At 55.5% G+C, this 23,705-nt stretch carries 16 protein-coding genes, 2 tRNA genes and 1 pseudogene; 11 read left to right on the top strand and 8 right to left on the bottom strand.

The annotated features are described in order from the left end of the window. The first annotated feature begins 62 nt into the window (after positions 1-62). The 7 genes from carB to HWX74_RS05675 all read left to right on the top strand — a co-directional run bounded on the left by carB (position 63) and on the right by HWX74_RS05675 (position 11,712). Positions 63-3,263, top strand: coding sequence for a carbamoyl-phosphate synthase large subunit (carB, locus tag HWX74_RS05705; RefSeq protein ID WP_176012631.1), 3,201 nt, complete (start codon positions 63-65; stop codon positions 3,261-3,263). A 118-nt stretch (positions 3,264-3,381) separates the two neighbouring features. Continuing rightward, positions 3,382-3,981, top strand: coding sequence for a hypothetical protein (locus HWX74_RS05700; RefSeq protein ID WP_217704862.1), 600 nt, complete (start codon positions 3,382-3,384; stop codon positions 3,979-3,981). A 192-nt stretch (positions 3,982-4,173) separates the two neighbouring features. Beyond that, complete coding sequence (locus HWX74_RS05695) at positions 4,174-5,958, top strand: ABC transporter ATP-binding protein (protein WP_176012629.1); 1,785 nt, start codon at positions 4,174-4,176, stop codon at positions 5,956-5,958. A gap of 188 nt (positions 5,959-6,146) precedes the next feature. Further along, positions 6,147-6,911 carry a hypothetical protein gene (locus tag HWX74_RS05690; protein WP_176012628.1) on the top strand — a complete coding sequence of 255 codons (765 nt, stop codon included), beginning with the start codon at positions 6,147-6,149 and terminating at the stop codon, positions 6,909-6,911. A gap of 361 nt (positions 6,912-7,272) precedes the next feature. Continuing rightward, a complete protein-coding gene (locus HWX74_RS05685) occupies positions 7,273-7,944 on the top strand; it encodes a type II secretion system protein (protein WP_176012627.1) in 672 nt (223 codons plus the stop codon). Between the two features lie 49 nt (positions 7,945-7,993). Beyond that, positions 7,994-10,588 carry a DUF4091 domain-containing protein gene (locus tag HWX74_RS05680; RefSeq protein ID WP_176012626.1) on the top strand — a complete coding sequence of 865 codons (2,595 nt, stop codon included), beginning with the start codon at positions 7,994-7,996 and terminating at the stop codon, positions 10,586-10,588. Positions 10,589-10,638: 50 nt separating this feature from the next. Further along, positions 10,639-11,712 (top strand): LacI family DNA-binding transcriptional regulator, encoded by a 1,074-nt coding sequence (locus HWX74_RS05675; RefSeq protein ID WP_176012625.1) that lies wholly within the window; start codon positions 10,639-10,641, stop codon positions 11,710-11,712. A 44-nt stretch (positions 11,713-11,756) separates the two neighbouring features. On the opposite strand, the gene HWX74_RS05670 is transcribed toward HWX74_RS05675, so the two are convergent. The 7 genes and pseudogenes from HWX74_RS05670 to HWX74_RS05645 form a co-directional block, all read right to left on the bottom strand. Next, the gene (locus HWX74_RS05670) at positions 11,757-15,566 is read right to left on the bottom strand and encodes a hypothetical protein (RefSeq protein ID WP_176012624.1); all 3,810 of its coding nucleotides are present in this window, start codon (positions 15,564-15,566) and stop codon (positions 11,757-11,759) included. Positions 15,567-15,850: 284 nt separating this feature from the next. Continuing rightward, a pseudogene (locus HWX74_RS20170) lies at positions 15,851-16,035 on the bottom strand (transposase); the annotation flags it as partial. 330 nt (positions 16,036-16,365) lie between these two features. Continuing rightward, positions 16,366-16,842 (bottom strand): hypothetical protein, encoded by a 477-nt coding sequence (locus tag HWX74_RS05665; RefSeq protein ID WP_176012623.1) that lies wholly within the window; start codon positions 16,840-16,842, stop codon positions 16,366-16,368. Positions 16,843-17,074: 232 nt separating this feature from the next. Next, entirely contained in the window at positions 17,075-17,374 is a 300-nt protein-coding gene (locus tag HWX74_RS05660) for a hypothetical protein (protein WP_176012622.1), read from the bottom strand. Between the two features lie 301 nt (positions 17,375-17,675). Beyond that, positions 17,676-17,750, bottom strand: a tRNA-Asn gene (locus tag HWX74_RS05655). Between the two features lie 29 nt (positions 17,751-17,779). Next, positions 17,780-17,854: transfer RNA gene (locus HWX74_RS05650), tRNA-Asn, on the bottom strand. A gap of 3 nt (positions 17,855-17,857) precedes the next feature. After that, entirely contained in the window at positions 17,858-18,061 is a 204-nt protein-coding gene (locus HWX74_RS05645; protein WP_176012621.1) for a hypothetical protein, read from the bottom strand. Positions 18,062-18,104: 43 nt separating this feature from the next. On the opposite strand from HWX74_RS05645, the gene HWX74_RS05640 reads away from it, so the two are divergent. From HWX74_RS05640 to HWX74_RS05625, 4 genes are all read left to right on the top strand, one after another. Then, positions 18,105-18,740, top strand: a complete 636-nt coding sequence (locus HWX74_RS05640) for a DNA repair protein RecO (protein WP_176012620.1) — start codon at positions 18,105-18,107, stop codon at positions 18,738-18,740. Positions 18,741-18,894: 154 nt separating this feature from the next. Continuing rightward, the gene (gene putP / locus HWX74_RS05635; protein WP_217704861.1) at positions 18,895-20,409 is read left to right on the top strand and encodes a sodium/proline symporter PutP; all 1,515 of its coding nucleotides are present in this window, start codon (positions 18,895-18,897) and stop codon (positions 20,407-20,409) included. Continuing rightward, entirely contained in the window at positions 20,399-21,889 is a 1,491-nt protein-coding gene (locus tag HWX74_RS05630; RefSeq protein WP_176012619.1) for a carboxypeptidase M32, read from the top strand. Before putP ends, HWX74_RS05630 begins: the two co-directional genes overlap by 11 nt. Before the next feature lie 16 nt (positions 21,890-21,905). Further along, the gene (locus tag HWX74_RS05625) at positions 21,906-22,769 is read left to right on the top strand and encodes a GNAT family N-acetyltransferase (RefSeq protein WP_176012618.1); all 864 of its coding nucleotides are present in this window, start codon (positions 21,906-21,908) and stop codon (positions 22,767-22,769) included. Between the two features lie 92 nt (positions 22,770-22,861). On the opposite strand, the gene HWX74_RS05620 is transcribed toward HWX74_RS05625, so the two are convergent. Next, the gene (locus tag HWX74_RS05620) at positions 22,862-23,548 is read right to left on the bottom strand and encodes a hypothetical protein (protein ID WP_176012617.1); all 687 of its coding nucleotides are present in this window, start codon (positions 23,546-23,548) and stop codon (positions 22,862-22,864) included. Positions 23,549-23,705: the final 157 nt, after the last annotated feature.

The raw sequence follows: 23,705 nt of genomic DNA, 5'->3' as shown, positions 1-23,705 counted from the left end.
TTCCGTGCGTCGTTTTTTGAAACTATGCGCGAAAATTCTTCAGAAAGGGATGTGGTAGATTTATGGCTGCACGGCAGGACATCAAAAAGATCATGATCATCGGCTCCGGTCCGATCATCATCGGTCAGGCTTGTGAATTCGATTATTCCGGAACCCAGGCGTGCAAGGCATTGCGCAGTGCCGGCTACGAAGTGGTGCTGGTCAATTCCAATCCCGCCACCATCATGACCGATCCGGCGATGGCCGACCATACCTATATCGAACCGCTGACCATTGACCGGATCGAGCGGATCATCGCCAAGGAGCGTCCGGACGCGTTGCTGCCGAACCTCGGCGGCCAGACGGCGTTGAATCTGGCGATGAGCCTGCATGACAAGAGTATTCTGGAGAAGTACAACGTCGTCGTCATCGGCGTCGACCTCGACGCGATCAAGCGCGGGGAAGACCGCATCGAGTTCAAGGAGACGATGTGCAAGCTGGGCGTGCCGGTCGCCAAATCGGAGCCCTGCTACAGTGTGGAAGAGGCCGAAAAAGTCGCCGGCGAGCTTGGTTATCCGGTGGTGCTGCGGCCGGCCTATACGATGGGCGGCACCGGCGGCGGGATCGTTTACAATGTCGAAGAGCTCCGGGAAGTGACCGGCCGCGGCCTGAATGCCAGCCTGATCGGCCAGGTGCTGGTCGAAGAGTGCGTGCTCGGCTGGGAAGAGCTGGAGCTGGAGGTGGTGCGCGATGAGAGAGGCCACAAGATCACCGTCTGCTTCATTGAGAACGTCGATCCGATGGGCGTGCATACCGGCGACAGCTTCTGCGTGGCGCCGATGTTGACCGTCTCGAAGGAGGTGCAGGCGCAGTTGCAGGATTACTCCTACCGGATTCTGGACGCGATCGGCGTGACCGGCGGCTGCAACGTGCAGTTTGCCCACAACCGCGAAGACGGCCGGATCATCGTCATCGAGATCAATCCGCGCACCTCGCGTTCCTCGGCGCTGGCGTCGAAAGCGACCGGATTTCCGATTGCGCTGGTGTCGACGAAGCTTGCCTGCGGCATCACGCTGGATGAAATGCCGTACTGGCGGGAGGGGACGCTGGACAAATATACGCCGTCCGGCGATTATGTCGTCGTCAAATTTGCCCGCTGGGCGTTCGAGAAATTCCCGAAGGCCAAGGATGCGCTCGGCACCCAGATGAAGGCGGTCGGCGAAGTGATGGCGATCGGCAAGAATTTCAAGGAAGCGATGCAGAAGGCGATTCGTTCGCTGGAGATCGGCCGCTCCGGACTCGGCATGGTCAAAAAGATTCAGGCATTGAACCTGGCCGAATTGCGCAATCGGTTGGCGTTGCCGTCCAGCGAGCGTTATTTCCTCATCTACGAGGCGTTCCGGCGCGGCATCAGTGTCGACGAAATTGCCAAAACGACCCGGATTACCCGCTATTTCCTCGAAGAGATCAAGGCGTTGGCCGACTTTGAAGGCGAACTGCTGAAATATTCCTTTGTCGCCTTGCCGGATGAACTGCTGAAAAAGGCCAAGGAGTTCGGCTTCTCCGACAAATATCTGGCCAAGCTGTTCAGCACCAAGGAGCGGGAAGTCCGCGCCCGCCGGCTGGCGCTCGGCATCATCGCCACCTATCAGGCGTTGCCGGTCAGCGGTGTCGACAATGCCGCCTATTATTATTCGACTTACTGCGGCGTCCCGGATGAAGTGCCGGTGTCGCCGCACCGCAAGATCATGATCCTCGGCGGCGGGCCGAACCGGATCGGCCAGGGGATCGAATTCGACTACACCTGTGTGCACGCCGCTTTCACGCTGCGCGACAACGGTTATGAATCGATCATGATCAACTGCAACCCGGAGACGGTGTCGACCGACTACGACACCAGTGACAAGCTCTACTTCGAGCCGCTGACGGTCGAAGACGTGCTGACCATCTATGAAAAGGAAAAACCCCAGGGCGTCATCGTCCAGTTCGGCGGCCAGACGCCGCTGAATATCGCCCAGGAACTCAAGGACAACGGCGTGAAAATTCTCGGCACCCAGCCGGAAGGCATTCGCCTGGCGGAGGACCGCGAGTATTTCCGTGAACGGATGCTGGCGCTGAACATTCCGCAGCCGGAAAGCGGCACGGCGCGTTCGCTCGAAGAGGCGCTGGCGCTCGGCCGCCGGATCGGCTATCCGGTGATGGTGCGTCCGTCGTTCGTCCTGGGAGGGCGCGGCATGGAAGTCATCTACGACGAGGCGATGCTGACCAAATACGCGATCGAAGCGATCCAGGTCAGCCCGGAGTATCCGATGCTGATCGACCGTTTCCTCGACAATGCGATTGAAACCGAAGTCGATGCGGTTTCCGATGGCGAAACCACTTTCGTCGCGTCGGTGATGGAGCACATCGAACTGGCCGGCATCCACTCCGGCGATTCGGCCTGCGCCATTCCGCCGATCACCATACCGGAAAAGCACATCAAAACGATTGAAAAATATGCCGACGCCATCGCGATGGATTTCAAAGTCGACGGCATCATGAACGTCCAGTTCGCCATTTGCGACGATCAGGTCTACATCATCGAAGCCAATCCGCGCGCTTCGCGAACGGTGCCGATCGTCGCCAAGATCACCGGCGTGCCGCTCGCCCGGATCGCCACCGAGCTGATGCTCGGCAAAAAATTGAGCGATTTCCCGCAACTGTGCAGCGACAACAGCGGTTTTGTCGGGGTCAAAGAAGCGGTTTTCCCGTTCAACATGTTTCCGGAAGTCGATCCGGTGCTGGGGCCGGAGATGCGGGCGACCGGCGAAGTGATGGGCATTGCCGAGTCGTTCGGCCTGGCCTTCTTCAAAGCCGAAGAGGCGGCCGGCTACAAACTGCCGACCGCCGGCACCGCCCTGATCACCGTGTCGCAGCGCGAACGCAAATATCTGCTGCCGATCGCCCGGGGACTGCATGACCTCGGCTTCTCGATCATCGCCACCGAAGGCACTGCGGCGTTTCTGGCTGAAAACAACATTCCGACCTCGGTGATCAACAAGATCGGTGAAGGCCGGCCGGATATCGCCGACCTGATCAAGAATAAGTCGGTCCAACTGATCATCAATACGCCGCTCGGCCGCGAAAGCAAATGCGACGACAGCTATATCCGGATGAAGGCGATTCAGTACAAGATTCCGTACGTGACGACGATTGCCGCCGCCCGGGCGACGGTGAAAGGCATTCAGGCGGCGTTGCAAGACGATGCCGCGCCGAAATCGCTGCAGGAGTACCACTCGAAGTAAGCGGCTTCCGGTCAAAGTGATTCCGCACGGTTATCGGCGGGAAATCTGCGGAAAGGGAAAATCTCGATTTGGGCGATTTTCCCCTTCCGCTTTTTAATTTTCAAGCGGAGGGATGAATATGACGGCGGCGGATCAACGCATTCTGGAGACGGCGTTGCGGAATCAGCAGAAAGCGCGGCAGGTCATTGAGACAAGCCGGGTGGTGGAGCTCTGGGAAGCGCTGGGGATGGAAGTCCGTCCGGTCGGGTCGCTGCCGAGCGGGCTGCTGATGAAGCACCGGGATATCGATTTTCATATCTATTCCGATCGGCCGGTTGCCGCGGACGGCTTGACGGCGATGCAGCGCCTGGCAGACCATATTCCGTTGAAGCGTCTGGCTTTCAATGATTTGCTTGGTACCGGCGAGGATTGCCTGGAATACCATGCCTGGGTGCTGGATGAAGAAAATGAACTGTGGCAACTGGATATGATTCACATCCGGCGCGGTTCGTTTTACGACGGCTGGTTTGAAAAAGTGACCGAACGGATTGCCGCACAGTTGACGCCGGAGACGCGGCTGGCGATTCTGAAGCTCAAAAATGCCACGCCGGAATCGGAAAAGATCATGGGCATCGAATATTATCAGGCGGTGCTGCGCGACGGCGTTCGCGACTATGCCGATTTTCTTCGCTGGCGGCGGGAGCATCCGGTCACCGGCATCGTCGACTGGATGCCGTGATGCCGGCCCCGGCCGCTTGTCGCGCCGGTTGGCCGGCGGAAGGACTTCCGGTCAGATCAGATGGTTGGATTTCGATTTTTTTTGAAGATAAAAGTACTCTTTCAGAATTTCACACTGGAAAATAAATAAAACTGCGATAAGTTATTGCCCTTCCGGACAACCGTATCACTCGGAGATAAAAAAGGCATCGGCATGGAAGAGTTCAAAATATCCAGTCTGCTGCGGCAATACCGCGGCATGATTTTCTTGTCGGCAATCACTTCGATCATGTTTTCCAGCCTGGCGCTGTCGCTGCCGTGGATGCTGAAGATCGCCATCGACAAGGTGATCCCGAGCCGGGATTACCAGATGTTTTTCATCCTCTGCGCCATCATGGTGATCATCTACATCATCCGTTTTATCATGCGGATGATCACCGGCTACCTCGGCACTTATACCGTGCTGCGGATTCTGCTCGACGTCCGGCAGCGGATCTTCAAACACCTGCAGAGCCTGTCGCTGCGTTTCTATGAGGAATACCGCACCGGCAAACTGATCTCCAACGTCATCAGCGACGTCGGCCTGCTGCAGGGGCTGGTGTCGCTGTGCATTGTGATGACCGATCAGTTTTTTACGATGGCATTTATCACCGTGCTGGTTTTCTTCATCAACTGGAAGCTGGCGCTGGTGGCGATGCTGGCCCTGCCGATTCACTTCATCAATTTCTACTATTTCAACGGCGTCCTGCGCCGCAACGCGGTGCTGCTGCAGGAAAAAATGTCGGAAATCTCCGCCAATCTGTCCGAAAACATCAACGGCATCAAGGTGGTGAAATCCTTCGCCAAGGAGCGTTCGGAGTGCCGCCACTTCTTCAACACGATGCGGCCGACCCTCGATTTGTCGGTCAAGATGAACCAGTTGAACAACACCTGCAACGGCATGTACGACATGCTGGCCCTGATCACCTATCTGGTGGTGATCGGCGGCGGCATCGCGATGGTCGGCCGCAACGATTTCACGATCGGCGATTTCGTCGCCTTCTACACTTACATCGGTATGCAGGTGACGCCGATCGCCGCCTTGGCTGCCCAGATCAACACGATGTCGCAGGGCTTCGCCGGCGCCCAGCGCATCATCAAGCTGCTGCGGGTCATCCCGGAAATCAAGGACGCGCCGAATCCGATCACCGCCGGCCGGTTGAAAGGGAAAATCGTCTTTGAGAACGTTTCTTTCCGTTATGCCGATACGCCGGTGATCCGTGAACTGTCGCTGGAGATCGAGCCGGGACAGAAAATCGCCCTGGTCGGCCCTTCCGGCTGCGGCAAGTCGACGATCAGCAATCTGCTGCTGCGCTTCTATGACGTCACCGAAGGGCGCATCACCGTCGACGGCGTTGATGTTCGCAAATATTCCCAGGAATCCTACCGCAACAACATCGGCGTCGTCCTGCAGGAACCGTTCCTGTTCAGCGGGACGATCCGCGACAACATCGCCTACGCCCGCTCCACCGCCAGCCGCGAGGAGGTCGAGCGCGCCGCGGAACTGGCCAACGTCGCCGAGTTCGTCAACAAGCTGGACCACGGCTTCGACACCGTGATCGGCGAGAACGGCGCCAGCTTGTCCGGCGGCCAGAAGCAGCGGCTGGCGATCGCCCGGGCGATCCTGAAAAATCCGTCAGTCCTGATCCTCGACGAAGCGACCAGCGCGTTGGATACCGTCTCCGAAAAGCTGGTGCAGCAGGCGCTGGACACGCTGATGGAAGGCCGGACGACGATCATCATCGCCCACCGGCTGTCGACGATCCGCAACGCCGACAAGATCGTCGTGCTGAAAGCCGGCCGGATCGAACAGCTCGGCACCCACGACGAACTGATGGCACAGGACGGCACCTACAAGCAGCTCTACACCATCCAGCAGAAAGCACAGAAGGAAGCGGATGACCATATGCCGGCGGACAGCATTTTCTACCAGCAGCATCCGCGGGCCCGCGAGCTTTGAGCCGGTAACGGGGGGCGGGAATCCGCGTCCCGGCGCGAGCTGCCGGTGATTCCGTTGAAAGGCGGAACCGCATTAAATTGTCGCTGCGATTTGCATTGCCGGCCGGGGCAGGTTAGATTCTTCATCGGAGGATGAAATCAGCCGGGACAGCTAAAATGGGTTCAAGTCATTTCAGAACAATTTTTCTGGTGTCGGTTTTGGTTGGCTGCGGCGTTTGGTGGCTGCTGGCTAACCGGGACCGCAGCCATGGGGATGAATATTATACCGGTTGGAGCGACTGCCAGGCGGAGGGCCGCGATCTGCTGGAACTTTATTTCGCCACGGCCGACGGCAACTTACGCCGGCAACTGGCGGAGAGGACCGGGCTGGACGAAACGGAAGCCGGCCGGGTTTACCGGCTGTTTTCGCTCTACTGCCTGGCGGAAAGCGAGGCGGTCCGGGAGCGGGCGGCCGTTGAATTGCTGGCCAATCCGGAACGGACGCTGATCCTGCTGCTGCCGGTGCTGCGCGAAAAGGACAGCGCGGCACTGCGGCGGAAATTTTTCCGGCTCTGCGTGCGAAGCGCTCAAATGGCCGAAGAGCCGTTTCCGGCCGATTTGCTGCGGCGATTGACGAAAGATGCCGATCCGGCCATCCGCCGGGCGGCCGAGCTGGGCTGGCAGGAGTATGAAAGGGAGAATCTGGCGCTCGTCGCCGCGCGTTACCGCCAGTCCGGCGATTATGACGATCTGTGCTGGCTGCAGCAGCAGTTTCTGGCGCCGAAAGAGTTCACGTATTTTCCTCCGGCCCGGCTGGAAGAATATTTCGGTCCGCCCGCCCGTCCGCCGAGCTGGGTCGAGGAGGCCGATTCCGCCTGGTATTATCCGGCGGCGGACCGGCCGGATAGCTGTTTGAAAATCCACTATCTCGGCGACCTCTTGGTGGACAGCGAATTCATTCTCCGAACGCCGTAAGTGCTCTATTGTTTTTTCAAGTCCGGAATCGTAAAGCAGCCTGGCGAAGTTGAACCTCCGGCCTGATCGTCACCCGGCGGCGAAGCGTTGGCCGTTTCGGCCTTTGACCGGATTGGAATTGAATTTTTGTAAATAAATATTTTCTTGGTGGAGTCGAAAATTGTAGATATATCCAAGAATTTGTAATTATTTTCATTTTTTCTGATAAAAACAGCGTGTTTTTTATAAACAATATTTGCTGATGAAAATATTTTTCTTGAAAAAAATGCTTCCGGTATTGACATTTTCTTTAAGATTTGCTATACTATATCAATGTACGGTACCAATATGTGAGACAAATAATAAATACGGAAAGACAGTCATGAAGCGAATGCAAACAAGTCGGATGGGAAAAAGAGTGAAATTGCAGAAATTTACACTTATAGAATTGTTGGTAGTGATTGCTATCATAGCCATTCTTGCCAGCATGTTGCTTCCTGCCTTAAGCAAGGCAAAAGCGGCGGCAATGAGTATCAATTGCGTTAATACAGCCAAACAGTTACTGCTGGGCTCTCAAATGTATGGAAATGATTTTGAGGATTATTTTGCTCCCGGCTGGATATCTTCGAGCAATAATTGCTGGCGCATCATGCATGCTGGAGAATATTTCCCGGCAAGCGCCATGGCCTGCAAAAGTGCGCTGGGCGATCAGTTTCATGACGGCACGGAAGGTACTCCGGGAGCTGGAACTTACGTAAGTTACATGTCTAATTTGTTCATTACAGGCCGGCCTGCATGGTTTGATTACTCCAAGCGGACGGCCCTGAATCGACCGTCAATGACTCTGGAATTCTTTGAAGGCGCTCGGGATGGCGACGGCAACCATCATCTTGACGGAGTATGGAACTGCTGGTATGTGATTCAGTATTGGACGAGCGTGCGCGATTCTGGAGCGGAGCGGCATAATCGGAAAGGTACGGCTGGCTTTGTCGATGGCCATGTATCGCAACATCGGACAGATCAACTGAACAATGAATATTATTTTACCAACTAAGGCGGAAATGAAAGCGATTCTGGCTGCTATATGTTTAGGAATATCAGGGGTGTTGCTTTCCTCCGAAGCGGCGATTGTATTGCGGGAAAACAATAGTCGAATAGAACTTTATCGTGGCGGATCAATCGTTGATGATCCGACAGCGGTCGATGGGACGGCAGTACAAGTCGGGCGTGACTGGAGCATTGGCTGGTATTTGATGCCGCAATCAATGGACAGTCGCCAGTCGGATGAGCCGGAATGGTATGACGTAACCGTTCGTTGCCGTGGCACTTTCGACTTGGGACTCTATCGTGGCGGCAGTTCCACTTTTTTGACCGGTTATCATCAGTTGGTCTTGCCGGCGGAACAATGGAGCGATATTTTTATCGGACGTTTCCAATTACTTCCCGGAGATTATCTGACCGCGGATGGGGTTGCCGGGGAAGCTGCGTTTATGGATGAAGTGGAATTGGTGCCTCATCCGCTGGATGCAGGAGAGAGGGAACTGCTGGCGATGGAGGATTGTCCAACGCTGACCTTTGACGGAAGCGGGACAATGACTTCCGAATGGTTGCTGTGTGCCTCCGAGCCGGTCAGATGGCTGGCTTATTTGCCCCAGGATACTTTCTGTTTGGCGCCGCACGTAACTGTCCGGGCATTCTGGAATTCGGGACGGACGGCGGAGTATCACTGGTACGGCGGACGGAACGAGTTGGAAATTCCGGCTTCTCCGTCGGATCGGCTGGAAAAGCTTCAATTTTCCTCCTCCGGTGACGGCCGGATGATTTTACGGGCGGTCTGTTTGAATGAAATCAATGACCGTTTTTTATTGACCGATGTACAGCTGGAGAGTCCTTCTGGATTTGATACTGCCGCTGTTTCGGCTGGAACCTATTCGGCGAGGGATCGAAGCCGTTTTAGGCTTGATCGCATGAATTTATTTGCGGATCAGGAAGATGACGCGGTGGTGGCGGCTGTACCGGAATCGGCAATGCATAAAATATTTCAGTATGAAATCGGCGATAATTGGTCGGATGAGCCGATCGGCTTTGACATTGCATTGGCGCGTAATGAAGCGGAACACGTACAAATGGTGTTGGTTCCGCGAGGCGAGAAGCCGGTCGAACTTCGAATCTCGTTCTATTGGGATTCGTTGCCGGTGCCGGAAGAGCTGAACTGGCATGTCGATGAGGTAGGATATGTGGTTGCCAGGCCGAAAGCCTATCGACAACTGCGGCAGCACGTCGATTATTACCCGGACCCGCTGTTGCCGCTTGCCGACGGCGTGGTCAGACTAAAAAACTGTAATATTCCGTTGTGGCTGACGGTGACGGCGGGAGAGGGAACTCAAGCTGGGCGGTATGCCGGGCGGTTCATCGTTGAGGATGCGGAAGGGCGCCGGCAGGCGGAGATTCCGGTGGCTGTTCGAGTTTTTGATTTTGACTTACCGAAAAAATCTTCTTTCCGGACCTGTTTTTTTCTGCATCGTCCATCGGTGAATGATTTTTTCGGTATTGCCGACTGGGCAGCGGAACGGGAAATCGATGAAAAAATTATTCGACTGGCAGCCGAAAATCGTTTGACTCTGATGCCAATGCTAGAACATGTTCCCCAGCGAATTGCACCGTTGTGGGATGCTTATTTGGAAGCAGACGGTAGTTATTCTTTCGACTTTCGGCGAGAAAATGAATTGACCCGGTTGATCATCGATGAACTGCATGGCAGCGGTTGGAATATTGAACCCAGTCCGACTTTCGCACAATATCTGGGATATATTGAGGTTACCGAACGCGTTTCCGGACAAAAGATAAAATTGAATTTTCATCAGAGCAGTCCGGAATTCGCTGCCCTGTATCGCGATTTTCTGCAGGCCGCTTGGCAAAATGCAATCGAGAATCATTGGGAACAGACGGCATATCACTATATCTGGGACGAGTGGAAGGGGGATGCTTGGAATCAGCTATATTGCCAAAGCAAAGAATTTGTTCCTGGATTGAAAACGATGGCGGTCGGTTACTCTTTGGGAGAGATGACCCCGGAAACGAAGGCTGCCATCGATATCTGGGTGCCGCTTTCTCCGGCTTATCAGGAGGAATTTGCCCGGCAGCAACGCCAACTCGGCAAGGAAGTATGGGCGTATGTCTGTGTTTCGCCGAAAGACCGGTATAATCTTTTCATTGATCATCAGGCGTTCGGCCATCGAGCACTATGCTGGTGGTTGAAGGAACATGATGTTGATGGTCTGCTCTATTGGGGTGTCAATTATTGGGCGTTGGCGGCTGAAGAACGGCAGCAGGGCGCCGTCTGGCCGGATATCGACTGGCAGGCAAATCAGTTCGTCGATGCGAACGGCGATGGATATCTGATGTATCCGGATTACCGTACCGATGAAATTTACGGTTCTCAACGCCTCGCCGTCCTGCGGGACGGTTTGGAGGATCTTGAATATTTCCACTTACTGGAACGATTGCTGGCCGAAGCAAAAAACGATTCCGACTGGCGGTGTCGGGCGGAAGTTCTGCTGGAAAACTGCAAACAGGTAACCGTTGGCGAGCATGCTGCCGCAGTGGATGACCAGTCCACGTTGCTTGAGCAGTGCCGCCGGAGCATGGGAGAGTTGATAGAGGAACGTTTTCGGCTGAATGAGCCGGGAGCAAATTGACAGAATGGAAAATATGGTTATAATATATGAGAAATAATACAGGAATCATAATGGCCGAAGATAGTGGTAAAACGAAGATTACACAACGCGATATCGCCAGAATGACCGGTGTGTCGCAGGGCATCGTGTCGCTCGTTTTACGGCGGGCGCCGATGAGCGAGCGGATCAGCGACGACACCAAGCGCCGGATTCTGCAGATTGCGCATCGTCATAATTATCCGGTGTCGGCCGGTTCCTTTCAGCCGGTAAAGATGCGCAATATCATCGGGATTATCGTCAAGAAGGAGACTTCGCAGTTCTTTCAGGATTTGATAACATTGTTGAATGACCAGTTGGAGTCGCTGGGTTATCGGTGTATTGTGTCGCGGGTTGACCTGGAGGGGCCGGATCCGCAACTTGAGAAATTTCTGGATCAGATCATTTCGTATAACTATGCCGGTATGATCTGCATCGGGCACTTTTCACCTCGCCTGCCGGATTTGGTGCCGAAAAAGCTGGAACATTATCCGAATGTCGTTTTTCTGAATATGCCGCGCGGTGTCGCCCAGGCGGCTTATGTCAAGATTGATTTTGCATCCGGCGTGGCGGAGGCTGTGCAGTGTCTGCGGGAAACGGGACGGCAGCGGATCGCCTTGGGGGTGAATGATATGATCAGCGATGCGGCGAAAGGACGTTTTGCCGGGTATTGCGCTGGATTATTAGCCGCCGGATTGCCGATGCGGCCGGAATTGTGCTGGGTCGCCGAAGACCACCATTTGCGGGCCTGGGAGGGCGATGATTTGGAACCGGCGATCATCGCAATGGCAGATTCGATGTTGAAAAATTATGCGCCGGATGCGATAATTGTGGCGAACGATCAATGGGCGGTAGTCTTGATGCGTTATCTCAAGAAAAGAGGCTTGCGTATCCCTGAAGACATTGCAGTGGTCGGGTACGGCAATTTCGAGGCCTACTGTACCTCGTGTGACCCGATGCTCAGCAGCATCAGCCACGGCAATGAAGCGATCGCATCCGCTCTGGCCCGAACGGCCGACGATCTGATTTGCGGCAGGACGAATTTACAGGCGCTGGCCGCCGCTCCGGTGGAAATCAAAACGTTTCTGGTCCGCCGGGAATCCTGTTGACCGCGTCCGCCGAAGCGCGGCGGCGCGATCAACAGGGGTCGGCCTTACTGCAATTTCAGCAACTGCTGTCGCCCGACGATCTTCGGTTCGCCCCAGAAGGCGTGGTCGGCCGAAGTGTCGTTGGCCGGTCCGCAGTCGAATTGCAGCCGCAGCGTGATCTGCCGGCCGGCGTAACGGCTGAGGTCGACGGAGAAATCCTGAAATTCCACCGCATCCTGCGGATGATGGAAAACATTTTCCCGTTCGCCGTCCGCCGTCGTCACGAAGACATCGAACACGCCGCCGTCGGTGGCGTTCAAGCCGTCCCGGAAACCGGTGGCGCCGGTCAGTTCGGCCGGATAATCCGGCAGTTGAGCCGGAATTTCATAGAAAACGTAACCGGCCTGCGCCGCGCCCCACGGCGGATGCATGAACAGCGCCGGTTTCGCCTGGCCGCCGGATACGCCGGAGGCCAGAAAGGAGACGTCGCCGTCGGTCCCTTGTTCGAAATGATAATTTTCCTTGCCCTGCCGGGTCCGGAATCCTTTGCGGTAAGGGCGTGACGCGTCCAGCAGGTCCGCCACCAGCAACGGCTCATAGCGGCCGGTGACTTCCAGACTGCCGGCCGCTTTGCCGCTTTCGGCCAGTTGCACCTGCAGGTGCTGAGGGCCTTCGCGGTCCGCCAAGAACCACTGCAAGGTCCGCTGTAACCGTTTGCCGGGGGCCAATTCGACGGCCGGCGCGGCCGATTCGACCGTGCCGTCGCCGGAGAACGCCAACCGGCCGGTCAGTTGCCGGTCACTGAAATTGAGCAATTGCAGCGTGATTTCCGCCTTCCGACTGAACGGATCGTAGGAATTTAGCTTCAAGTTGGCCGCCGCCGGTTGAACGGTCAGATAATCCCGGCCGTCCCGCCAGATATGGACGCCGGGCAACAGGTTTTCATCGTCGCGGATCGGATAACACCAGTCTGCGGTCTCCTTCTCCGCCGGGAAGCTGCCTTCGGCCGGCACGATGATGTATTTGACCGCTTCCGGCTGCGGCGTAATCCACCAGAGGCCGCGGCTGAACCGGGTTTCCACCGGCGCTAGCTGCCGGCCGTCTCCGCCGAGGGCGACAATCTGCAACTTCCGGTTGCCGGATTTCAACAGGTGCGGCGCGAAACCGAATTCGCGGAAGGAGGGGCCGGGAATCAGTTCCCAGTGATCCTTTTCCAGCTTCAAGGCGGCCGTCCCGTCGATCGCCGCGATGTTTTTGACATAGACCAGGCCGTCCGGCGCGTTGAAATAACAGGAATTCGGGCCGATCGACATCTCGAAATCGCGATCGGCGACGAAACGTTCGTCCGGCAGCAGCAGACTGCCGGCGATCGACATCGACATCGTTTGCCGGTCGGCGGTCGAGGCGAAAAACCCCCATTGCGGCAGCGTCACCCAGTCGCGGATTTTCCACGGTTCCCGGCCGCCGTTGGCGTACACGCAGAAGCCGTTGTCGTATTCCACCCGGAGCCGGTTCAGTTTCCAGCAGCCGTTGGCCAGCGCCTCGGAGGTGTCGAACAAACGCCCTTCGGCGTCGGCATATCGGATTGATTTGACCTTGACCATCACATAATGTTCCTGCAGCGGCTGCAGCAGATAATAGATGCGCATCAATTCCGCCGGGTCGTCGCCGTCCAGGAAGCCGATATGGCCGTAGATCAGCGTGGCGGCGATGAATTGCTTCAAATCCCGGTCCTGCGGGTTGCGGAAGAACATCGCCGCCGCCCCCATGCCGGCATCCATCGACAACGGGTGCATTTTGTACAAATCGAAATCCGGAAACCACAGTTCATTGGACGGCGAAGAGCTGTTCAACTGCGCGTAGTTGCCGTCCACCAGGCCGGCATACCACCAGTGGTTGCTTCCCTCGGAATAGACCGGCCCGTTGTGAGCGATCTTTTCGTTGAGCAGCAGCAGGCCGAAACATTCGTAAGTCCGTCGGAAGGTGCCGGCGCCCGGCACCCTGGCGTCGTAATCCACCCGGTCGGCCGGTGAAACGGCGGTATGGACGTCGCAGTAACTGTGATTTTCGCCGAACTTCGCCTGAATCTGCGGCGCCAGCCTGGCTTCCATCTCCCGGGCGATCATCGGCTTTGGCGCATAACAGCGCGGCCAGGCCGGCGTCCAGCCGCCGTCCGGCTCCCGGCTGACCCAGTCCTCATTCCAATAAGCGTTGACCGGGGAGAAGTCGGTATAATTGGTGTACAGGCCGACGCGCCAGCCGAGCGATTGAATGGTCGAAACCATATTTTTCAGCGGCGCGTCGCCGCCGTGGGCCGGCGCGGCATCGGTACGGAAGGTGAAGCTCTCCCCGCCGTCCCGCCAGGAATCTTCATGATAACGGATGGAAACCTGTTCGAGCCCCAGCGAACGCAACTGCGCCGCCTGGTCGATCTCCTGCTGGTGGTTGTTGCCGCCGAACCGCACCCGCCACAACCGGTCGCCCTGCGCTTCGCGCATCGGCGACGGCGGATTGTCGATCGTCGGCCAGACCTCTTCGACGTTGCCGCTGACGGTCAGGAACAGCCGCTCCTGCAGCAAATTGAGACTGCCGTCGGTTTTGGGGATGTACAGCGCGCCGCCGTTGTATGCGGCGCTGTGCTCTTCGAGCAGATCGGCGCCGTACAGCCGGGAGGCGTTCGAATAATACCAGTCGAAGGAACTCAGGACAAAAACTCCCTCGTCCATCAGCAGCTTCGGCGGCGTGCCGCCGTAGGTGAAATACGGCACATAAAACAATTCCGGCTTGACCAGATCGGACGCCTTGCCCAGCTTCAGCCGGGTCACCGCCGGAACTTCGCTGTTGTCGCGGAAGGTGACGATCATCGATTTCTGCCGAATCTGCAGCTCGATGTCCAATTCGGCGGCGGTATCGCCGGTCGTGCACTGCCAGCGGGTTTTGACGACGGCGGGAGCGCCGGCATCGCCTTCCCGGAGTTCGAAAGCGAGGAATTTCGTCTGCGCCTCTTTGCCGTTCAGTTCGACGGCCAGGCCGTCCATCGGCCGGAATTGCTTGCCGTTGAAATCGACGCTCAGGCTTTGCGCCAGCGGCTGCGCGGTATCCCAGCGGTAGCGCAAAGTATCCGCTTCATCCCGGTAGACGAACTCCAATTGGCCGTCATCGGTTTCCACGGCGGTCTGGTAATCGTCGGTCAGATTGATTGGCAGAATCGTCTCTTCGCGCAGCGGGAACGGCAATTTTTCCGGCCACGGCGCCAGGGAGAGCGGCTTCAATTCTTCCTGATAGAAATACAGCGGTCCCAGATAGACGCGCTGCGGACCGCCCGGTTGGAAATTGCGGAAGACCAGACCGGTCAATTCCGCCGGTCTGGCGATGGCGGCGGTGACTTTGCAATGCTGCAGATGCCAGTAACAGTATCCCATCGTCCCCATCGGCAGTTCGTGCTCGACGCCGTTGGCATCGCGCACGATAACCCCGCTGGCAATCGGCGGGTTGTCGGCCGACGGCGCCCATTGCCAGGCGTTGCCCCAGTTCCAGAAGTTGACTGCATCCCACGGTTCCGGGATCGCCAGCGGCGTATTGAGGTTCACCCGGATTTCGCCGTGCGGCGCGGCGGCTTCCCAGGCTAGTTTGCCGCAGAAATCCCGGTACAGCTTCTGTTCGTCGCTCCGGTAAAGCGCCGCCTGAAGATTGTCCGACGCCTGGATGGTGAAGCGGTCCGGCTGGTCGAACGTCAGCAGCGGCTCGCGCTCCTCCGTCCGGTTTGCCATCTCGTAAGGACGTTCTCCGGGCGGTCCCGGATTCGGATCGACGGCGGCGACCGCCCCGCAGGCGGCCAGCAGGATCGAACAGCCGATTGCACATTTGGACAACATATCCTCGGAGTCTCCTTCTTTTGACATGGTTGACGGCCAATCCTCGCATGAAATTCTTTTTTTTGGTATCTCAAAGTACCAAAAGCATACCAGATATCATAAAGTATATCAAAAAATTGCCTGAATGTCAATAGGCGGCATCAGGATAATTCGGAAAATTTTCGGTGCGTCAATTGAAAAAGTAAACGCACCGCAGAAAATAGACAGGTTGCATTTAGTTTGTCGCAACGAAGGTGGTCGCATTCAGTTTGACAAATAGAATAAGTTGTGTTTATGACTTATTCCTAAATAACGGCAAGTTTTCTATAAATAATCACGCATGCCGCCAGTTGAAGTAACGCTTCATATGCGGCATGTGTTTTTTCAAAACGCACCAGAAGTTTTCTGAAGCGATTGAACCATGAATGGGTACTTCGACAATCCAACGTCGAGCTTTATAACCTTGCCTGACTGCAATTTTCTCCTCTCTCCTCGACGCGCTTCCAACGGTTTTCGTCCCGCTCCGCGACGACGCTGATACTCCCGATTGCTATCACGCCTTGCACGGGGAATTAAAGGTTCGACCTTCGACCCAAAAGCATCAGAGACTTCCCACGAATTCATTGCCATATTCACCTTCTAGTGGTTGATGATAATATAGCGATATTTTTCATATTTTCAACTGTTATTTAGGGATAAGATCTAAAACGAACAATCAAAATCGGAATCATGAAAATACTCACAAGCCCCAATACCATAATAGTACCACAAAAAATTTTCATGATCATTCGCTTCTGGTTCACCAGTTAAAGTTAAAAAATTACTCTTTTACATAAAGTAAACAATAAATTCCAAGGGCAATTTGTCCAGCCACGAATACAAATTCCAATATCTCACGAATAATAATAAGAAAAAATTTAATCGTTTTATTGATGTCTTTGTTGCGACATGCGATTATTGGCACTGTTACTTGATATGGGAGTGGTGCTATCGCCCCAAGGCAATATCCTATCATTCCTGCCTTTAGTAAAATTATTTTCAAATATGACCATTGAGCTACATACGATGAAAGTATCATGAGCAACATACAAGTTGTAAGAACGGTTATCCCAAGTACCTCATAGAAACGAGCCCAAAAATGCAATTCGCCATCTTGGCGCAGGATGAAGTGGGGGCCCCCCCTATTTACCTTAAGGGGCGATATTTTTTGATGCACCAATCCGTTCCAAATATTTTTCCAACCCAAAAAGCTAAGTGCCCCAAAAACAATTGCTACAATAATTTTTCCCCAAAGCATACAAATTCCTAAAATGTAAACACTGGTTTTCCTTGTCTATTCATGTATATATCTTCATCCTCAGTCTGTACTAAAGATAATCCATTGGAAAAATTATGGCAATGTCCCGAATTTTGTGACGGGCTGAGTTGTTTGACAAAGGTGCATCTGCCCTTTATTTTGAATTTGCTCAAAAACCAACATATAAGGAAACGCAGATGCAAGATAAAATTAGTATGGACTTGTCGTTTTGTCAATCGGAGAATGGATTTTCTTTGGACGAATTGATTGTCAAATTGGCTGACGTGTATGAAACAAAGTCGTTCCAGTAACGCAGTTTCTGTCTGGCGATATGTTCCGACGGTTCGCGACAGCTCGGCTTTTGCAGTGCAAGCGGATATGCCTCCGCCAGCGTGATGGGCTTTCCGCCCGTCAGCACATAGGAATAGTTATCCACAAGTGCGCGGATTGTTTTGTTCTGCCGGATTTTTTCCGCCTCGACGGCCAACATTTCGGCTTCCCGGCGTATTTTTTTTCCCAATGGAGCGCTCATATTCTTTCGCACGGGCTTCCGCCGAACACCCGGAACATACGCCGGAATAGTCTTTGCCTTTGACAAAGAAAGCGGTAGTGATACGATTTCCCTCTGAGATAAACGCCCATCCTGAACCGCCTGAAACCACTTGATCGATTATGGTTGATCGTGGTCGATCAGACTGCTTCTCAGACGCGTCCGGACAAAAGTCTCACAAATTTCTCACAAGTGAGCTGTTTTGATGGATTCAACATCACCGAAAAGGTGGAGCGATTTATTGTAACAACCGCTTTTTGAGGTTGTTGCGTAGATACAAAACTGGCTCCGGCGCCTGGATTCGAACCAGGGACCAAGTGGTTAACAGCCACCTACTCTACCGCTGAGCTACGCCGGAATATCAGAAGTTGATGAATGAATGAAAACTGGCTCCGGCGCCTGGATTCGAACCAGGGACCAAGTGGTTAACAGCCACCTACTCTACCGCTGAGCTACGCCGGAACATCACTTGAGGTGATCTTGACAGTGCTTTAAAATAGGCGGCATTTCATAAAAAGCAAGCGGGAGAATGAAAAAAAGTAACTTTTGTTCCGGGCGGCGGCGGGCGGGAAACACTTGCGGCGGTTGCCGGGCGAATGGGTGGAAAATGGAAAAAATTCCGGCCGGGTGCTTTCCTTTTGGAAAACGGCGGCTATCTTTTGGAAACATGGACGGCAACACCCGGCGACCAATGGAAATTGAGGGAAAAGTCATGGAAACGGCTCAACTGATTGTTTTGAAAAAAAATGTCTATCAGGACAGCGCACTGATTGTCCACGGTCTCAGTCCCGATTACGGCCGGCTTGAATTGCTCGTCTACGGCGCCAAACAGATCGGCCCGAGAAAATTTCCGGTCGTCGACCTGTTCCGCGAATTGAATGCGACGTTCAAAAAAGCGCCGGAAGGCAAGCTGCGCGTTGCCGCCGAAATGGAACTGCTGGCCAATTTCGATGCCATTGCCGAGCAGCCGGCCGCCTTCCGGAGCGTGATGAACATCGGCGCTTTTCTGCTGCGCAATACGGTGGCGGACGTGCCGTCGCCGCTGGTCTACGATGTTTTTCGGAATTTGCTGCGAAATTGGACCGAACCAGGCCCGACAGGAAAACCGCTTTGGAGCGAAACGGCCTGTTCGGTGCTGTTCAAATTGGTGTTCCTCTATGAAAACGGCCTGTTGCCGGAGCCGGAAAATGATTCGCCGAAAGCGAGGCAGTTGCTGGAACTCTATGAGAATCTGATCAACTGCGGGGTCGAATTCGAAGCGGTAACCGGCTATGCCGAAGCGTATCTTGTCCGGTTGAACACTTATTTGAATCATACCATCCGGACCTTGCAATTGCCGCTGGCCTGAAATCGGGAAATTTCCGGCAAAAATGCCTGCTGCTGCCGGCTGGTGATTGATTTTTGAGGCTTCCGGTTCTATCTTAAATTGTTGTGACGATATTTTGACGGATATCTGACGGCTTGGCAAAAGTGACGACAGGAGAGATAAAGGCTGGAAAATGATGGCGGAAATTCCCGGTTTGACCCAGATGTATGCGACTTTCGCATTGTATTTGTTGTTGATGATCGCAGTTGGTTTGTATTTTTACCGTCGGGCCAAGAATATTGAGGATTACCTGCTGGGCGGTCGCGGCATGGGCAGTTGGGTGACGGCGCTTTCGGCGCAGGCCAGCGATATGAGCGGATGGCTGCTGATGGCACTGCCCGGCGCGGTATTCATGGCCGGCTTGGGGGAGTGTTGGATTGCCGCCGGCCTGGCGCTCGGCACGTTTCTCAACTGGCTGCTGGTGGCGCCGCGGCTGCGGCTTTACACGGCATCGACCCATTCGTTGACGCTGTCCACCTTTTTCGAACGGCGGTTCCGTGACCCGACCCGGCTGTTGCGGTTGCTGACTGCGCTCCTGACGCTGTTTTTCTTTACATTTTATGCTGCCAGCGGCTTGCTGGGCGCCGGCAATCTGTTCCGGGAGCTGTTCGGCATTAATTTTACCGCGGCGGTATTGATCGGCACGGCGGTCATGGTATTTTATACGTTGCTCGGCGGCTTCCTGGCCGTCTGCTGGACGGATTTGTTCCAGGGAATCCTGATGTTCGCGGCAATCGTCATTTTGCCGCTGGTCGCTTACTGGCAATTGCCGCCCGGTGCATTGACGGAAGCCTGCGCCGCCCGGGGAGTCGCTCTGCGGCTGCTGCCGGAACGGTTGGGCTGGCCGGAGTTGCTGGCGATTCTGTCCACCGCCGCCTGGGGATTGGGATATTTCGGCCAACCGCATATCCTGGTGCGTTTCATGGGCATCAAATCGATCCGTTTGCTGCCGCGTTCGATGACCATCGCAATGATCTGGGTGCTGATTTCCTTGACCGGGGCGGTGCTGATCGGTCTGCTGGCGGTGCCGTTTTATGACGGATTGGACGAATACACCAGCGAAAATGTTTTTATCTACCTGGTCAAGGATTTGTTCAATCCGGCATTGGGCGGCGTGCTGCTGGCGGCGATTCTGGCGGCGATCATGTCGACGATCGATTCGCAGTTGCTGGTCTCCAGTTCCACCTTGACCGAGGATTTTTATGTCGCATTGATCAACCCGCGGGCCGGTGAAAAAAGCCAGATGCTGGTCAGCCGCGGCTGCGTGCTGCTGATCGCCCTGATCGCCTGTTCGATGGCGTTGACGATGAATAAAAACATCTTCGACCTGGTCAATTTTGCCTGGGGCGGTTTCGGCGCGGCTTTCGGCCCGGCGGTATTGACCGGACTTTACTCCCGCCGGACTACCTGGCAGGCGGTGTTGGCCGGCATCGTCGTCGGGACGGTGGTGCTGATCGGCTGGTATTTGCTCGGCTGGAATCGTTATATGTATGAAATCGTGCCGGGTTTCCTCGCCAACTTTTTGACAATTTTGCTGGTCAATCGCCGGGTGCCGCAGACTGATGCGCGAGTGTTGGCCGAGTTCGACCAGATGAGAATGTTGGTGAAAAACCGTCAAGACTTTCAGGAGGAGATCAGTGATGAATCATGAACTGGAGGCGTTGAAGGCGAAATTGCAGGATTTGACGCTGCTGCACAACCTGGCGGCATTGCTCGACTGGGATCAGCAGATCAATCTGCCGCCGAAGGCGGCGGTCAACCGCGGCGAACAGGCCGCCCTGGTCGGCCGTCTGGCCCATGAAGCTTTCACTTCCAACGCTTTTGCGGACCTGCTGGCGGCGGCGGAAACGGCGGCCGGCCAAAACGACGGTACCGCCGGCGCGGACGACTGCGCGCTATTGAAATTGATTCGCCGCAAGTTCGACCGCGAAAAGCGGGTGCCGGTCGATTACGTGGAGCGTTTTGCGGCGGCGGCCAGCGAAGCTCACGCCGCCTGGGAAGCGGCCAGGCGGCGCAGTGATTTCGCCATGTTCCGGCCGCATCTGGAAATGATATTCCAACTCCGCCGGGAATATGCGCAATTTTTTGCGCCCTACAGTCACATTTACGATCCGTTGCTGGCCGATTTTGAAAGCGGCATCGACACGGCGTTGGTTCAGCGGATCTTTGCCCGGCTCCGGCCGCGCCAGACGGAACTGATTGCGGCCGCCGCTGCGCATCGGGTCGATACGGCTTTTCTGCAGGGGCCGTTCAGCCGGGATGGTCAACTGGCGATGTCGAAGCTGGCCGCCGATACGCTCGGTTTCGACTGGGCGCGGGGGAGGCTGGACGAATCGGAACATCCGTTCACGACCGAATTGGGGCGGGACGATGTCCGCATCACGACTAAAATTTATGCCGACAATCTCTCCTGTTTGTGGTCGGTGCTGCATGAAACCGGCCACGCGCTGTACGGACAGGCCGCCCTGGCGGCGTTCGGCAACAGTCCGCTGGGAACGGTCGATTCGTTGACCCTGCACGAATCACAGTCCCGGTTGTGGGAAAATCTGGTCGGCCGTTCGAAGCCGTTCCTGGAATTTCTGTTCCCGAAACTGCAGCAGATTTTTCCGGAAGCGCTCGGCGCAGTTTCCGGCGAGATGTTTTATCGGGCGGTCAACCAGGTGAAGCCCGGTTTGATCCGGGTGGATGCCGATGAAGCGACTTACAACTTGCATATCATGTTGCGGTTTGAATTGGAAGTGGCCGTGCTGACCGGCGAAGCCGAAGTGGCGGAGCTGCCGGCGCTGTGGAATGAAAAAATGCGGCATTACCTCGGTGTTCAGGTTCCGGACGATGCGCACGGTGTGCTGCAGGATGTCCATTGGGCCGGCGGCGCCATCGGGTATTTTCCGACTTACGCATTGGGCAATCTCTTCAGCGTGCAATGTTTCAATGCGCTGTGCCGGGAGATTCCCGACGTGGAGGCGGCTCTGCGGGCCGGGGACTGCTCCGGCATTCGCCGCTGGCTGACCGAACGGCTCTATCGGGAAGGCGCCAGGCGGACGGCGCCGGAGATGATCCGGCGGATCACCGGCGGAGAATTGGAGCCGGAGCCGTATCTGGAGTATCTGCAGAAAAAATTCGTCCCGTAACGTAACGCGGCATAGAGTGGCTTACACCTTGCACAAGAATATCCGGGACATCGCCGTTATCCGGAACAGTTTCCTGGCGCTGGCAGGCCGGGTTTTCGGCCTGTCGTTCCGAAAATGGTACGAGGACGGTTATTGGACGGACCGCTATCGGCCTTATGTGCTGCTCGACGGCGATCGGGTCGTCTCGTGTGTTGCGGTCAACCGGATTGATCTGGCCTGGCAGGACAGGCCAAAGCGTTATATCCAGTTGGGGACGGTGATGACCGATCCGGCTTACCGGCGTCGCGGGTTGAGCCGTGGTTTGATCGAAACCGTTCTGGAGGAATGGCGGGAGCGGTGCGAGGCGGTCTATCTTTTTGCAAACGATACGGTGCTGGACTTTTATCCGAAATTCGGGTTTGAACGGGAATTGGAATATCAACCGGCGGTGTCGGTTATGCCGTGTCCCGGCAAGTACCGGAAACTCGATCTTGCCGACCGCGCCGATCTTGCCATCCTGGCGGCGTGCTATCGGCATTCCAATCCGTATGCGGCGTTTTCGATGACCGATAATTTTGCGCTGCTGATGTTTTACTGTTCGGATGGGTTGAAGGATTGCGTCTATTTTCTCGAGGAGTTCGATATGGTGGTCATCGCCGGCTGGAATGACCGCAAATGGACTTGTTTCGATCTCTATGGCCCCGGCTCGCTGCCGCTCGGCGACCTGTTGGCGATGACTGCCGAACCGTCAGTGAAGGAAGTCATGCTGGGATTTACTCCGAAAGAGACGGTTGCCGGGATGACCGGTTGCCGGCGGAGCGAGCCTTTGTTTCTGCTGTCGGACAAAGAGAATCTCTTCCGGGAGAATCGCTTGATGTTCCCGCTGCTGTCGCACGCCTGATTCCCCGGCGCTTTTCATCCGGAACAGGACCCAAAAAACGAGTGAAATCCGCAATTCGAACGGAAATCACTCGAAGCAGACCCGCAAGCGCGTCAATCCGCGTCGGAGTCCTCCGGGGGAACCGCCGGCATCGCCGTTGCGGCATCCTGCCGGTCCACTTCCAGGATCATCGTCAAAGAACGCACAGCCTTGTTGGCGGCGCCGACGTCGCTGAAGGTCCCCTGGGCCAGTTGATATTTCTGCTGGGTCAGCGAAGAGGCCAGCGGCTTGATGATTTTGGAAAAGAGCATCGGACGTTCTTTTTCACTGTTAAGCAATGTTTCGGCGAATTGCGGCGCCAGCGGAATGCCCATCGACCGGTTTTCCGACTGGATGAACAACCGTCCGTTGTTTCCCTTGGCCGGCAGGCGCATGATCAAAGTGATGTCATTGTCGTGATCGGAAATGGCGAACGTTGCATAGGAGAGGGATTTGAGTTCGACTTTAGTCGGCTGCGGCGCCCCCGGCACGCTGCTTTCCAGATACAGATTGAGTTTGTAACGGCCGGCCGGCAATTTGAGCTGCCATTTCTCGATGGTGATATCGAGCATTTTGCTCAATTCATCGCCGCTGATGGAGCCTTCGGTCAGCGTCGGGGCGACGACAACCGGCGCCGGGGCGGCCTGGGCCTGCGGTGCGGCCGGTTCCTTGGCGGCGGAGTCGGAGGTGGACGATTGGCGGTCGCAACCGGCGAACAGGAGCGGCAGGGCGGCGGCCGAAGTCAAAAAGATTCGTTTCATCAGAACTTCCCTCTAAAAACGTTTTCTAAAATTCAAGTGGCATCCAGCATGAGGCGGAACTAACTTCATATAATAATATTATAGCGGCAATTTATCACTTTACAACAAAAATTGCCGCGCAAAATAAAAAATAAACCCGGCAATCACGCCGGGCCGG

The organism is Victivallis sp. Marseille-Q1083 (genome assembly GCF_903645315.1).
Taxonomy (GTDB): domain Bacteria; phylum Verrucomicrobiota; class Lentisphaeria; order Victivallales; family Victivallaceae; genus UMGS1518.
The sequence above is the reverse complement of the archived record's forward strand: the minus strand, read 5'-3'. Positions and strand labels throughout refer to the sequence as shown.